The organism is Enterococcus xiangfangensis, from assembly GCF_005405365.1.
GTDB classification, from domain to species: domain Bacteria; phylum Bacillota; class Bacilli; order Lactobacillales; family Enterococcaceae; genus Enterococcus_A; species Enterococcus_A xiangfangensis.
In genome coordinates, this window is sequence record NZ_BJDX01000009.1 from 24,946 (window position 1) to 39,529 (window position 14,584).

The window sequence follows — 14,584 nt, forward strand, 5'->3', positions numbered from 1 at the left end:
TCTACCAGCTTTCTATTTCTTTAGCGGGAACTCCAACATATTTCCCTCTATTATCAGCATCACGAATCAATACCGTTCCAGCACCAATAATATTTTGATCACCGATCCTAATTCCTTGAATTATTTTCGTTCCCACCCCAATTTCATTTTCATTACCGATCCTAACATTTCCTGAAACATTGATAGTCGGATACAACGTATTAAAATCTCCCATTGCCGTATCATGACCGATTGTTGAACCAATATTGATCATATTAAAATCTCCAAATTGAATATCCGCTGTAAAAGTTGAATTTGCCATAACTACATTTCCTACTCCAAACGTCACTTGATATCCCAATAAAACATTGGAATCAATTAAATTTGGATAAACAAGATTTGGATTACTCGATAACTGCTGATAAATTCTTTTTTTGATAGCGGGTTTAGCAATCCCGATAACAACTCCTATTCTCTTCTGATACCGTTCCAAAATTTCAACGGGTCCAATAACCGGTTTCCCATAAACTTTCTTTGAAATAGAATCATAATTATCATCTACAAAACCAACTAATTCATGTTCAGGCAGGCGTGCTAGTAAGAAGGCTATTTCTTTAGCAAAACCACCTGCTCCGACAATTATTATTTCCATCCAATCACCTGTTTCTACTTATTCGAAGCATTCGCAAAACAAACAACTTCTTTGGCTAATTCATGGTCATCCTTTGGCAGATGATCCACAAAATCCATCACTTTTTGGATCGAATATCCTTTGATATTTCCAACAAAAATTTTGTCATAAACTTTCTCTTCTTTACGCTCTTTGTCTAACAACAATTCTTCATACAATTTTTCCCCCGGCCGAATCCCCGTTTCAATGATCTCAATCTCGTCTTCTGAGTATCCGCTGAGCCTAATCATATTTTTAGCCAGATCCAGGATTTTCACAGATTCGCCCATATCCAATACAAAGATCTCACCACCTTTAGCCAATACTCCAGCTTGGATTACCAAACGACTGGCTTCTGGAATCGTCATAAAATAGCGAGTCATCCTAAAATCAGTCACTGTCAGCGGACCGCCTTGAGCTAATTGTTTCTTGAAGAGTGGGATCACGCTGCCGCGAGAACCTAAGACATTTCCAAAACGCACAGCAGAAAATTTAGTGATGCCGGAGCCATTCAATCCCGTTACAATCATCTCCGCCATACGCTTAGTAGACCCCATCACATTTGGCGGATTGTTCGCTTTATCAGTAGAGATCATTACAAAATGTTCAACATGGCTCGCCTTAGACGCGTCAGCAACATTTTTAGTTCCAAACACATTATTTTTTACTGCTTCTCGCGGGTTATACTCCATCATTGGGACGTGTTTATGTGCCGCGGCATGATAGACCGTATCCGGTTTGTATTTTTCCATGATTTCAAAAATCCGTTTACGGTCTTGGATATCTGCAATGACTGGAATAAATTCAGTCGATTTATCTTTAAACCGCGTCAACATTTCTCCATGAATTTGATAGATAGAGTTCTCACCGTGTCCCAACATGATCAATCTGGCAGGATTGAACTGTGTTACTTGGCGACAGATCTCAGAGCCAATCGATCCGCCCGCACCCGTAATCAGAATCGTTTTATCTGTTAGCTTATCTTTGATCGAGTCGACATCCAGTTTAACTTCTTCTCTTCCTAAAAGGTCGATCACATCGATTTCTGTCAAATGAGAAATATTTACTCGCCCAGAGGCCAAGGCTTCCATTGATGGCATCGTATTGACCATCACTTTTTTATCTCGTAATAATTCAAAAATATTTTGTAACGCTTTTCGGGTCAAAGAAGGAATCGCAATCGTTACCATGTCGATATTGTATTCATCGACTAGTTTAGGAAGATCCGCAATTTTCCCAAGAACTTTTTCGCCCGAGAGGTAGGTTTTTTGTTTATTAGGATCATCATCTACAAAACCGACTACGTTGATATCTCCTGCGGTTTTTGAACCAAGAAAGCTGTTGATCAGGATTCGACCGCCTTCTCCAGCACCGACAATCAATGTTCGCTTCACGATACTAGGATCCTTCACTTCTCTATTATGGTATTCAACATACATACGCCATAATAGTCTTACCCCCATTATCAGCAACATGGTTAAAATATATGTAAAAAAGCCAAACCTGCGGCTTAACCGATCATCTTGAAAAAGTATCAGCCCACCCATCGTAAAAAGTGACGTCAAGGTCAAGGCAAAAAAGATTGCTTTTATTTCCTTCAGATTCAGATAGCGATTGATTCGAGAAAACACCTTAAAGATTGTTCCAAAAATAAGATACATGATCACCATCGTAATAGTGGCTATTACAAGAAAATCAAGATCATTATGTATGAACGGTTTCATAAAAAAGTGAGCAATGATATTAGCAAAAATAATCATTACACTATCTACCACTATCAGGATTTCAATTTTTTCCTTTCTTGTCAGTTCAAACATAATGCTTCCCCCTAGAACAATCGAAACTTTTTCTATTTAATACTTTAAGGTTTGAATCCCTCATCAAGTTCTTATTCACCAGCTCATTTTCCAGCCGTTGTACCTGTATCCCTTCTTCGGTACCGAAATTGCTAATAACTTGTTTCACTTTCATCTATCGGTCACTCCTTCAATTCTAATCACTGTACTGCCTCTTTCATGTGAATTGCCAGCTCTTAGCCTACATCAGACAATTCCAATTGAAAATTTTATTTAAGAAAGATCTCTTCGTATACTTTTCTAAGATCAGCTTTATTTACTAATACAAAGATAAGAATCAAAGCAACGATTACTCCTAACTTATATAATTCAGAAACAGCGATAAGATTCATTACGATAAATGTTGCTACCAATAAAATTTCTAACAAGATACCGCGTTTAACATTTCTTGTCATTTTTACACTTAGAAAACGGCTCAAGAAAAATTCATTGAAGTACATTCTGAATCCTAGCGATACCACGATAAAAATCAGCATGATTTTTAGAGAATCAAATACATAAATTGAGATTACTACCAAAAATAATGAAAATAAGACAGATATAATATTGCTGAGCATGATGAATTTTTCTTTTCTTAATGCTTTTAAATAGGTCAGCAACAGGATCGAATTCTTTCCCTCAAAGATGATTATCGGAAAAAGAATCCCCATAAATTGAATACTGTTCTCGTATTGCGGCAGCCAGAGAGCAATGATCATTACTAACGGATAGTAAAGAATAAGTGTGAGTGAAGAAAATACTGAAATAGCATTACTAATATAGAAAAAGATACTCCGCATTTTTTCTATTCCGATTCTTTTTAAAAATGGAAAAACTACGATGCTGGCAGAGTTCATAAAAATCAGAACAAGGTTAGAAATACTCAAAGTCAATGAGACTTCACTAAAAACTTTTATCCCCCAATGAGATTCAATGGCAAATCTATTTTGACCAAGCATTAACTGAGAAGCGATGTTGGCTACTAACAATTTAAATCCTATATTGATACTTGTTCGTATCGAAGGTGCAAATTCTCTTAAACCAAGTATCCGAACTTTGAAAATATCTCTCATGTTATACATTGAAAGCATTAACGCTAGTAATTGGGAGAGAAGCTCACAAAGTATCAGCAGGATAAAATCCGTTTTGTGAGTGATCACTAATCCAATGATTGAAAGCAAGAAAAACAATCTGCCCAAAATGACCGAAGCTGAATATTCTTTCATCCTTCCGGTTCCTTGTAATATGTAATACAAGATTCCTCTTGGTGTAGTTACGACAGTGATCACTATCGAAACGATCAAAATCAGATTCTTTAAATCAAAAGATCTGTAAAGTATTAAAAATACCGCCACTATAGCAGAGATCAGCGCACTATAAATCAAGCTGTAAATAAAATGTTATTTGATTTCTCTTTTGTCGATATCGTCATACTGCAGCCCGCCGTATTTTAAAAATATCCCATCTGCCCACCCTAATTGCAGCAGACCTGAATAAGAAAAATACAATAAATACAACTGATATAGTCCAAACTCCTCAACAGCCATAAATTTAGGTAAAATAAATATGCTTAATGCTGAGGTCAGTAGGACAACAATATTACTAATAAATGAGAAGGATAAATTCTTCATAAAAGCTTTTTTCATACTAAGCTCCGTTCTGGATAGTCCCCGCTTTTGCCACGATCAATACTTAAAAATCATGAGCAGAATACTTATTTTGAAAATAGGATCAAAAAAATCATAGATTTACTCTTTGATTGAGAAAGACTTTTTGCAAAGACTTTCCGGCATTTTGTGCTGTCAACCTAATCAACTAAGCTCGTTTCTATTCAATCCAGCAATAACATGCTCAAATTTTTTGTAAGAATATTCGATATTGAATTTTTTTACGACGGCTAAGCCATTGTCGGTTAATTTGTAGCGTAGCGCAGGATCATCAATCAGCGCTTCTACTTTGTTTACTAAGTCTGTCACATCATCAATAGCCGCAACTAAAGCCGTCTCATTATTGATTGCAAAATCACCGACTCCGCCAGAATCCGTTGTAACCAAAGCTGCACCACATGCCATAGCTTCAGTAGCGGTCAACCCCCAACCTTCAGATCTGGATGTCATTAAGTAGATCATAGATTTATTGTAGATTTTCTCACGCAAGTCATCGACATTAGGATTTTCAAAATAAGTAATCTCTTCTCTGAGTTCATTAGGCCGTGCAGCAACACCAAAAACAAGAACTTCTATTTCTGGATAATCATCCATTAACTTATTGATAACTTGAAGCCCAATGTCAGAACCCTTCCAAGGAACTTTGTGGTACAACATCGAAATGACTAACTTTCTTTCCTTTATCGGATTGCTGACATAAAACTCATTGCTGTTGATAAAATTAGGAACTACCTGACTAGCCACATTCTGATCCAGTAGTTGTTTTTGCAACCATTTGGAAACGACTATTTTTTCCATATTTGATTTCCAAGTATCGATCAGCCGTGCATCATCAATTTCCCAATTTTCCATTCCTTGGACAAAGTATATTTTTTTCCCTTTATTAATCGAAAAATCCTTGATCAGTTCAGCTGTCTGCCAAGCTGTTGCTATTAGAATATCTCCTTCAGGAAAGTTTTTTTCTATCACTTCTCTTAAATTTATTACTTTGATCCGATCATCTAACGGAAACCAAGAAACTGTATTTGGTGCATAGACTCGTAACCAATTCAAACTTTTTTTGATCATCAACTTCATTCTATTTACAGAGGTGTTTTGTTTAGGATCATTGGGCATTCCTAAAGCGTGAACTAATGAAACTTCGTAGCCATCTCGTGCTAAAAGATTGGCATATTGATATAAAATCTTGTACCCCCCACTGGGAACTTTCCTATAAGCGGGGAAAAAGATCGTTATTTTTTTCATTAGATTCTACCTCCATATTTTTAATTAATTTAGTTAATCCATAGCCAGAAAAAACAATTATCAGACCTAATTTGGAATTGAAATTAGGTTCAAAGAAACCATGAACTAGAAAAAGAATCAACCCTTCAAAATACCCAACTGGAAATCGTTTGATCTCTACATCCAACTCTGCCCTATCATTCATATTTCTTGCTGTATTATACGCAGTCCATACTAGATAAAAAACTACACCGATGATCAGCAACGTAGAAAGAAATCCTCCATCTGCTAAAAATTGCAGCGGCCAATTATGAGCCATCAGAAAAACTTGATCGTCTTCTACATTCAAATAGCCATTTCCTAAAATGGGATGACTGATAAATTTCTCCCAATATACTTCAAACACCTGTACTCGTGACAATAAATTGCCTTGTTCACTTAGGTCATCGAATCTTCCATAACTGAATTGCTCTAAAATAAAATCTTTGATGCTCCACGATACTAATCCAATTAATACGCTAACTGTTAATAAAGATTGGATCTTTCTTGGAACTGAGATGTGTCTTGAAAAAAGAACTAAAATGATTTTAATAAGTATATATCCTATAGCAATCAGCAACGCACTTCTTGAAGCTGTATACACCAGCCCAACCATAGCCAACGTAAAAATAGCAAAATAGCGAATCCTTTTTTTTTCCAAAAAATAATTAAACCCTAATGGGATCAAAAACAGGAAAAAAGTTGCAAGGAAATTACTACCACCGATACTAAGTTGGATCTTGTTGCCAACTAAAAAACGCCCTCCATTCACAAACAATGTATTCGCGATTACTTGCAGCGCTAATAGGATTATGCCTAAATAAAAAGACCGAACAAGTAAAAGAATCTCTTTTTTATTTTGGGTCGCTCTCGCCACTAAAGCTAATGCAACGAAACCTGTCACATACCATTGAAATCCAATTACGAATCTTGAAACTGAGATCGAATTTATCAATGAGAAAAAAGAAAAGTAAATATACAAACCGTACAAAAGCAGGACTCGATCAATTTTTATTCTCGCATTGAATTTAATTCTAAATGCGACAGAAAGATAGAGGAAGATTTCTCCAATAGGAATTACTAACCCAAAACCTGCAATACTTATTATAATTGGCGGAAAAAAAAGGGTAATTAAAGATAGGCTCAGTAAAATCACGGATATTTTTTTCTTTTCCACGCAGAGCTACCTCCTCTAGTAATAATGATTCCTTGTTTTCCACCACTTGTTAGCGATATTTTCAACATCTGTAACTAACGGATCTAAGCTAGATCTATGATATTGGCCTTCTTCAACTCATTTTGACTCTTACTTGAAACTTACTATTTTAAATCGAAGACCTTTTTTAAAACTTTTATACCTTTATTTATTGCTGTAATAATAGTCTTGATCCTTTGTCTTTTGAACCCCGTTATAAACGACTCCAAGTACGCGGGCTTGAACCATCGCTAATAATTCTTTCGCTTTGGCTAAAGATTCCTTACTCGTGACATTCTCCCGGACTACTAAAATCGTGCCATCTGCTTGTGATGCCATCAACTGGGCATCAGTTACCGCAACGATTGGAGGCATATCGAAAATAATAGCATCATAATGACTGCGAGCTTCCTCAATTACTTGATTCATACGAGCCGATCCCAATAACTCTGACGGATTTGGCGGCTTGGGTCCACTAGTTAAGATAGTTAAATCCTCGATACCTGATGGTTGAACAGATTCCAAAACACTGTGCTTAGTAGTCAGCACCACACTTAATCCGTTAGAATTCAGTAAACTAAAGCTTTCGTGCACAGTTGGTTTACGCATATCGGCATCGATTAACAGTACTTTTTGCCCAGAATCAGCGAGAACTACAGCTAAATTGGCAGCCGTGGTCGACTTGCCTTCTGACGGTCCAGAAGACGTGACAACGATTGTTTGGATCTGTTGGTCGGCAGATAAAGCAAATTGGATATTTGTTCGAATCGTCCGATATTGTTCTGAGATTTGTGATGACTTGTCAGCAACTGAGATCAAACTGACCGCTGAACTGTTTTCCAAGGTATGTCTGCGATGTGATTTTTTCTTCATGACGATCCTCCTAGACACGCGGCCGTTTACGACGGGAAAAATTTTCATTACTACTATTCTCATCTGGTTGGCTCAACGCTTTATTTTTTGGCATTTCAGGTTTGATTGAATTTTTTAGTTCCTTGGTGCTCATTTCAGAAACAGTACCCAAAATGATAAAATCTAAATCCTCCGTTATGAACTGACTATTTTTGACAGTACGATCCAAAAATTCTAGTAAAAATGCTAGACCCACACCTACCATCATCCCCACCACCAATCCAATAGCTAAATTCAATTTATTATTCGGTGAGATTTGCGTCGTGTTAGCCCGAGCATTGGATGTAATAGATATCTTATCTACATCTAAAACATCCTTCGCGCTCTCTTGAAAGACTCGGGCAGTCATATTCGCTATGTGCTTGGCATCGATTGCATTCGTACCAGTAGCAACGATGGAAAACATTTGTGAATTTTCCGATTGAATAACCTGAACAGATGATTTTAATCCATTAACTGATTTATCCAAATCATATTCAGCTTTCAGATGATCTTTCACCGTATTCATGACCAAATCACCTTTGATCATATCCTTATAAGTATTAATCATCAGCAAATTTGTATTAACATCACCTGTCCCCGCAGCATTATCTGTCCGAGGCATCTTCACAATCAACTGTGCTTGGGAACTAAACTTTGGTGTAATCAAGAAAAAAGTCACCGAACCTGCTAGTGCCAATCCTACGAAGATACAGATAAAAATCAAAACCATCCGTTCCCGCAAAATCCTTACAATATTTTTGATACTAATAGTTTCTTCCATCGATTATTTTCTCGCTTTCTGTTAGTTGATCTTAGATATGAGCCGATTGACCAGTAAAACCTTGGAATATCTTCGTTTGTATTTCAACTAATACATCCATAACTCAAAATATTCCTTATTAAAGAGACCTTTACTCGATCCAAAATTCTCTCACTTCAATTTAATTATCCTTTACAATCAATTATCCTGAAATCTCTGCTATTCGCATTATTTCATCTGCTGTTTATAACCACATTTTGGATAAATACCTCTACACCTTCGAATTTTCTGCATATTTAGACAATTTGAACCCATTATACTCGAAAATATTGAGAATAAAAAGATAAAAGAAATGCCCTATCCCCCTTTCATTCTTCTATTAAAAAAAGCCGAATATATCACCTTTTCCTCATTTATTTTTTTTGATTTTTGAGTATATCATTAGAGAGAACAACCTTTCACTTACTAATGCTAATGACTGATTTTTTTTTGCAAAGTCTAGTCAAAACCTGGACCAATAATTTGAATTATTTTTAAGCAAAATAAAAAACGCGCTAATACACATTAGCGCGTTTTCTCTACTTTATTTAAAATACAAATACTGGTGTTCCTACTTCAAGAATTGGATATAATTCAGCCATTCTCTCCGGCGGTGTATTGAGACAGCCATGGGATCCGCGAGACAACCATAAATCTCCTCCGTAGGCACTTTGCCAATTGGAATCATGGATACCGACACCTGTATGGTCGATCGGCATCCAGTAGCTTACTGGGCTGGCATACTTGGAGCCGTCATCATTAAATCCACGTAATACTTGATCCGTTGATTTGCTTACCAAATAATTTAAGCCTGGCGGAGTTGGAGTTGAAGGTTTTCCGCTGACGATATCTGTTTCAAATTGGACGTTTCCTTCTTTGTAGTACCACATATGTTGGTTCTGCAGATCGATTTCCATATACGTATTGCCGATCGTTGTTTGAACATTCGGAGCATCGCTCTCTACGATTGGAACACGATTAAAATCTTCTCCTTTTAAAATTTGAGCACTCAATTCATTGACCTCTGCTGGAATATTGACTGACCAGCTATAGATACCTGCCGGAACAGCAACACTTCCACGACGCGTACTATTAAACTGTGTAGCATTGACTTTCGTATTATATTCATCGTTTAATTTTGTTACAAAGGCTGTCACTTTTTCTTGATTCAGTGATATCTCTGCCTGTTCATTCGTAGTCAACCAGCTTTGAAGTTCAGTTGAAGGAATTTTAACTTGCTGTCCACTGATTGTATAAGATGCTTTCATTTTAGCAAACTGATTTAATTTGTCTTTTTGCTTTTTCAAGTTGCTGTCATTTTTTGTCAGAACTGGTTGTGCATAATAATCTTCTGCATCGACTGATTGTTTTCCATTTTCCAAATTCTGTTTTAATACCTTTTGGACTACTACAACATCGATCGTGTTCCCTTTTTTCTCTGGTACGATCACAAAACTCTTCTTTCCCCATTCGATCGAGGCATTTTTCGTTGGAATACGTGTTAAATTTGCTTGAAGAAGTGTTGCACCAAAATTTTCTATTAATTGATTTACTTGTGTTTGATCATATGTACTTGCTAATTGATGCTGACTTCCTGAAAACAATCGGATTCCCCAAGCAAAAGGCGCTTGTTGCTCTTTGATCCCGATAAGTTCATTCATATAATCTTGTTGCCAGCCAAACTCGCTTCGCTTGATTTTCTTCCAAAGCGTATTGTTTAACTGAATGGCGAACGGTGCATCCGATAACTCCGCATCTATTTTCTTATTCGCTTGATCAACTGTTAATCCGCCAACATCGATATGGTTGATCTCAGTCTTTGGTAAAAATCGATCTGCATACTGAATACTCTTAAATGAATAAAAACTAACTACTACCAACAATACCGTTAAACCTATAATAACTATTCTTTTCGTCTTCTGCTGAAAAAAATCTTCCCCAAACCTTCTCAAAAATATATCCTCACTTTTCTTCATTAAATGATTCTACTTTATACCAGCTACCCCCGCAGCCTCAGAAATAGAAAACTTTTGTTACCATCATATTCTACCAAAGAAGTAACCAGTATTCTCTAATATTTTATATTTTCTTAGTAAATGTACGCCATTTTATAAAGCAGAATTATTTATATGATATTTTAGTCAAAAATGAGTTTAAAACAATGATCGTTTGAAAATAAATTGTCTTGCTTAAAAAATGATTCCCATTCTTTACTACTTCAATCATAGACGCAAGTCAAAATTTGAGACACCAATTTACTAGAACTTTTCTTACTATTATAAGACCAAGTTGAACGTTGCACCAAAAATGTCCTTCACTTTTCTTATTCGATCTTTACGCGTTTACCTTTTCTTAAGAATCTTCGCCTATTTTTTCTATTTATTCCCTATAAAATTCTCTGTTTTTTTACATTCGAGTTTCAATGTTGCAATTTTCGCTACCGCTTTCAGACATCTATAACAAAAAATAGTTCCTATATCCCTCGTCAAACAGCCTTTTTCGCACATTTTTAAAAGAGTTTAAGTATTTCAAAAGAGACTATTTTAGACATAATTTGTTACATTCATACACTGGACTGTAACTTCTTGTCACTGGTTTATAACCACAGACACACAGAAGGATGGTAAAGTATGTCTCGTAGTCGAAATTGACTGATTCAAAATCAAAAACTTTTTGGAGGAATTTACATAATGAAATTTGGAAAAACTCTTGTACTTACAACTTTACTAACAGCCGGTGCAGTATTCGCACTAGGAACAGATGCACACGCAGCTGAAAGCTATACTGTTCAATCTGGAGACACATTATCAAAAATCTCTGTTAAATTTGCTGGCGACAACAGTTTAGTCGATTCAATCGCTAAGGAAAACAACATCTCGAATATTCACATGATCTTTGAAGGTCAAACCTTAACGATCGATGCAGATGCTGAAGGTACGGCGGCGACAGCTGTTCCAGAACAAACAGCTCCTGTCCAAACTACTACTCAAGAAGTAGCACCTGTTCAACAAACTGAACAACAAACAACACAGACAGCACAGACAGCACAAGCAACAGCAACTCAAGCGGCGACAGCTACAACTGCAGCAAGCACCAACTCAGCAAAAGAATGGATCGCACAACGCGAATCTAGCGGTTCATACACAGCGACAAACGGTCAATACATCGGACGTTACCAATTATCAGCTTCATACTTAAACGGTGACTACTCTGCAGCAAACCAAGAACGCGTTGCTGACCAATATGTAACTTCTCGTTATGGTTCTTGGGAAGGCGCTCAAGCTTTCTGGCAAGCAAACGGTTGGTACTAAATCGAAAACTACTCAAAAAAATCCCTCATATGAGGGATTTTTTTCTATTTGAAACTACTTTTTATTGCAGCAGGCAATTCGTCCACCCTTGCCACGATTTGATCTGCTCCAGCGGCAATCAATTCTTGCTGATCTCCAAAGCCGTATAAAACACCAATACTCATTAAACGATTTTCCTTCGCTCCGATAATATCAAATTTTCGGTCACCAACCATTACTCCGGCGGTGGCTGAAGATTGTTTCAATGCATAAGCAATCACATCTGTCTTCTTTGAGCGCCCGCCAATTAAATCTGCACCAAAAATTCCAGTAAAATACCCCGACAATCCAGTATTTTCAAGGATCTGTTTAGCAAATATCTCCGGTTTAGAAGTGGCCAACACTAACGGGTACTCTTTTGCTAGTTCCGCCAACACTTTGTCGATTCCCGCATATATGGTCAACTGTTTAATTCCATATTCAGCATAATGATCTCGATAAAGTTTTACAGCTTTTTTTGACTCAGCCTCAGTCAATTCATACAATTCCTGTAACGATTCCCCTAATGGTGGGCCAATAAAGCTGTGCAACGTCTCTGTATCAGGAATCATCAAGCCTTGTTTTTCCAGCATATAACAAATACTATTCAAGATTCCTTCGCTAGAATCGGTCAATGTTCCATCTAAATCAAACAAAACAATATTTTTCATCGTCTACCTCCTGCTTCCATCCTACTGATTCTACTAATAAATATCAATAGGAGACAAAATTCTTGCTAAAAAAAGCTCTTACACCTATACTTACTTTTAGTAAGATTCAAGGAGGAATTTATTATGGATACACAAATTCGCGGATTACACCACGTTACAGCTATGACTTCTAGTGCCGAAAAAAATTATCGCTTCTTTACAGATATTTTAGGCTTACGCATGATCAAAAAAACCGTCAACCAAGACGATATCGAGACTTATCATTTATACTTTACTGATGATGCCGGTGCTCCTGGGACAGATATGACATTCTTTGACTTCCCGCAAATTCCAAAAGGATCTAAAGGAACAAACAGTATTTCTCGGACCGGCTTCCGTGTACCGACAGATGCTTCATTAGATTATTGGGCACAACGTTTTTCAGAACTGAACGTTGCTCATGGTGAAATCAAAGAACGCTTCGGTAAAAAATATTTAGAATTCCATGACTATGATGATCAATTGTTCCAATTAGTTTCTGATGAAAAAAATCAGGGTGTTGCTGGCGGAACTCCGTGGAAAAATTCAAATGTTCCAGCTGAACATGGAATCTTTGGTTTAGGACCAGTAATCGTTACTGTCGCAAAATTTGAACACTTGAAATTAGTATTAGAAAATCTATTAGGATTTAAAGAAACTGCTGCAGAAGATACTTTGCACCAATTTGAAGTTGGCGAAGGCGGCAATGGTGCGACGATTATTGTAGATGATCAGCCCGATATGATCCCAGCTCAAGAAGGTTATGGGAATGTTCACCACTTAGCTTTGCGAGTTGCTGATGACGAGGCCCTACGCGATTGGATTGAAAAAATCAATTCTTTAGAATTTCCAAATTCAGGTTTTGTTGATCGCTTCTACTTCCAATCAGAATATTTCTTAGCTGCTCCACACGTTCTATTTGAACTAGCAACAGACGGTCCTGGATTTTTACAAGACGAAACATATGAACACGCAGGAGAAATTTTATCCTTGCCACCACATCTACAATCAAAACGTGAAGAAATCGAGGACTATGTTCGTCCATTCGACACATCTGACGCCAACAAAAAACGTCAATAAGGAGAAAAATATGCTCTTTTATTCTGCTAAAGACCTAACGAGCAAACAAAATTATAAATTTTTGACTGGTAGTGTCATTCCACGCCCGATTGCTTGGATTACAACGATTAATCCAGAAACCGACGTGGTAAATGCCGCGCCATTCAGTTATTTCAACGTTGTTGCGAAAGAGCTTCCCTTAGTCAGCCTTTCCATCAATCGAATCGATCAAAAGATGAAAGACACTGCACATAACTTGCTGCGGCAAAAAGAAGGTGTCATCCATTTAGTGAATGATACTGTGCTGGCCGAGATGAATCAATCTGCTGCTTCATTACCTTCCAATGAAAGCGAATTGGACAAAAGTAATCTTATTTTACTAGCTAGCCAAGAAGTTGCTGTTCCAGCTATTCAAGCGGCCCCCATTCGTTTTGAAGTTCGCCTGCATCAATATATCCCAGTCAAAGATCATAAGCAAACCATTATCAGCGACTTATTTATCCTAGAAGTTTTGAATTATCATTTTGAAGAAACTATTTTTGACCAAGAAAAAGAATATATTGATTCAATGACATTTAATCCCTTAGCTCGTTTAGCTGGAAACACATACAGTCATATAGCAGAAACGTTAGATCTCAAACGACCAAAATAAATAAGGAATGAACTCAGTTGAGTTCATTCCTTATTTTTACGTAAATCAATAATCTGTACATTCCCATCAATCATGCCACTTGGCCCTTTTAATTTGATCAACGACATTCGTGGATCAAAAACCAAAGACATCTCGTCCTCTAGATATAATTTAGAATGCTCTTTGATTGGAATATTACCGATAATACTTTCAATATCCAATGTATAATCCGAATCATCCTGATCTTTATCCAAAATCAGCAAACGAAAACTGATATTCAATGCACAACTGCCAGATTTAGAGTATCTTCCTACACCATCATCCAAATCTAAAACAATCCGACTACCTTGATATTTCTCAAGTTGTTTTACTAACTCATCCGCTATATTTAAATGCATGTCACTCATCACCTCATACAGAAGCATAGCACGATTTTATTGATCACACTAAATACTTTGCTTACAACAAAAAAAGACAATCAAAAGATTGTCTTTAAGACTCCGGCAGTAGGACTCGAACCTACGACATCATGATTAACAGTCATGCGCTACTACCAACTGAGCTATGCCGGAAT

The 14,584-nt window shown here is 36.9% G+C and carries 15 protein-coding genes and 1 tRNA gene; 3 read left to right on the top strand and 13 right to left on the bottom strand.

Going from position 1 to position 14,584, the window contains the following annotated elements:
* Position 1: 1 nt before the first annotated feature.
* The 10 genes from FFM68_RS10660 to FFM68_RS10700 all read right to left on the bottom strand — a co-directional run bounded on the left by FFM68_RS10660 (position 2) and on the right by FFM68_RS10700 (position 10,185).
* Positions 2-631 (bottom strand): acetyltransferase, encoded by a 630-nt coding sequence (locus tag FFM68_RS10660; RefSeq protein ID WP_137619313.1) that lies wholly within the window; start codon positions 629-631, stop codon positions 2-4.
* Positions 632-645: 14 nt separating this feature from the next.
* The gene (locus FFM68_RS10665) at positions 646-2,466 is read right to left on the bottom strand and encodes a polysaccharide biosynthesis protein (protein WP_137619314.1); all 1,821 of its coding nucleotides are present in this window, start codon (positions 2,464-2,466) and stop codon (positions 646-648) included.
* On the bottom strand, positions 2,459-2,620 hold the full coding sequence (locus FFM68_RS13120; RefSeq protein ID WP_167483483.1) for a hypothetical protein: 162 nt from the start codon (positions 2,618-2,620) through the stop codon (positions 2,459-2,461). Before FFM68_RS13120 ends, FFM68_RS10665 begins: the two co-directional genes overlap by 8 nt.
* A 94-nt stretch (positions 2,621-2,714) precedes the next feature.
* Entirely contained in the window at positions 2,715-3,710 is a 996-nt protein-coding gene (locus tag FFM68_RS10670) for a hypothetical protein (RefSeq protein WP_167483484.1), read from the bottom strand.
* Positions 3,711-3,884: 174 nt separating this feature from the next.
* On the bottom strand, positions 3,885-4,130 hold the full coding sequence (locus FFM68_RS10675) for a polysaccharide biosynthesis protein (protein ID WP_137619316.1): 246 nt from the start codon (positions 4,128-4,130) through the stop codon (positions 3,885-3,887).
* Positions 4,131-4,295: 165 nt separating this feature from the next.
* Entirely contained in the window at positions 4,296-5,396 is a 1,101-nt protein-coding gene (locus FFM68_RS10680) for a glycosyltransferase family 4 protein (RefSeq protein ID WP_137619317.1), read from the bottom strand.
* Positions 5,362-6,591 carry an O-antigen ligase family protein gene (locus FFM68_RS10685; RefSeq protein WP_137619318.1) on the bottom strand — a complete coding sequence of 410 codons (1,230 nt, stop codon included), beginning with the start codon at positions 6,589-6,591 and terminating at the stop codon, positions 5,362-5,364. The genes FFM68_RS10680 and FFM68_RS10685 overlap by 35 nt, the downstream gene beginning before the upstream one ends.
* Before the next feature lie 183 nt (positions 6,592-6,774).
* A complete protein-coding gene (locus tag FFM68_RS10690) occupies positions 6,775-7,482 on the bottom strand; it encodes a CpsD/CapB family tyrosine-protein kinase (protein WP_137619319.1) in 708 nt (235 codons plus the stop codon).
* Positions 7,483-7,492: 10 nt separating this feature from the next.
* Positions 7,493-8,284 carry a YveK family protein gene (locus FFM68_RS10695; protein ID WP_137619320.1) on the bottom strand — a complete coding sequence of 264 codons (792 nt, stop codon included), beginning with the start codon at positions 8,282-8,284 and terminating at the stop codon, positions 7,493-7,495.
* Positions 8,285-8,850: 566 nt separating this feature from the next.
* The gene (locus tag FFM68_RS10700) at positions 8,851-10,185 is read right to left on the bottom strand and encodes a L,D-transpeptidase family protein (RefSeq protein ID WP_307723209.1); all 1,335 of its coding nucleotides are present in this window, start codon (positions 10,183-10,185) and stop codon (positions 8,851-8,853) included.
* A gap of 807 nt (positions 10,186-10,992) precedes the next feature.
* Here FFM68_RS10700 and apf point away from each other — a divergent pair.
* Complete coding sequence (gene apf / locus FFM68_RS10705; protein WP_137619322.1) at positions 10,993-11,613, top strand: aggregation-promoting factor; 621 nt, start codon at positions 10,993-10,995, stop codon at positions 11,611-11,613.
* Positions 11,614-11,657: 44 nt separating this feature from the next.
* On the opposite strand, the gene FFM68_RS10710 is transcribed toward apf, so the two are convergent.
* Positions 11,658-12,302, bottom strand: coding sequence for an HAD hydrolase-like protein (locus FFM68_RS10710; RefSeq protein WP_137619323.1), 645 nt, complete (start codon positions 12,300-12,302; stop codon positions 11,658-11,660).
* 123 nt (positions 12,303-12,425) lie between these two features.
* Between FFM68_RS10710 and FFM68_RS10715 the strand changes: the two genes are divergently transcribed.
* The gene (locus FFM68_RS10715; protein ID WP_137608603.1) at positions 12,426-13,400 is read left to right on the top strand and encodes a ring-cleaving dioxygenase; all 975 of its coding nucleotides are present in this window, start codon (positions 12,426-12,428) and stop codon (positions 13,398-13,400) included.
* Between the two features lie 10 nt (positions 13,401-13,410).
* On the top strand, positions 13,411-14,031 hold the full coding sequence (locus FFM68_RS10720; RefSeq protein WP_137619324.1) for a flavin reductase family protein: 621 nt from the start codon (positions 13,411-13,413) through the stop codon (positions 14,029-14,031).
* Positions 14,032-14,054: 23 nt separating this feature from the next.
* On the opposite strand, the gene FFM68_RS10725 is transcribed toward FFM68_RS10720, so the two are convergent.
* On the bottom strand, positions 14,055-14,408 hold the full coding sequence (locus tag FFM68_RS10725; protein WP_137619325.1) for an iron-sulfur cluster biosynthesis family protein: 354 nt from the start codon (positions 14,406-14,408) through the stop codon (positions 14,055-14,057).
* Positions 14,409-14,508: 100 nt separating this feature from the next.
* Positions 14,509-14,582, bottom strand: a tRNA-Asn gene (locus FFM68_RS10730).
* Between the last annotated feature and the right edge of the window lie 2 nt (positions 14,583-14,584).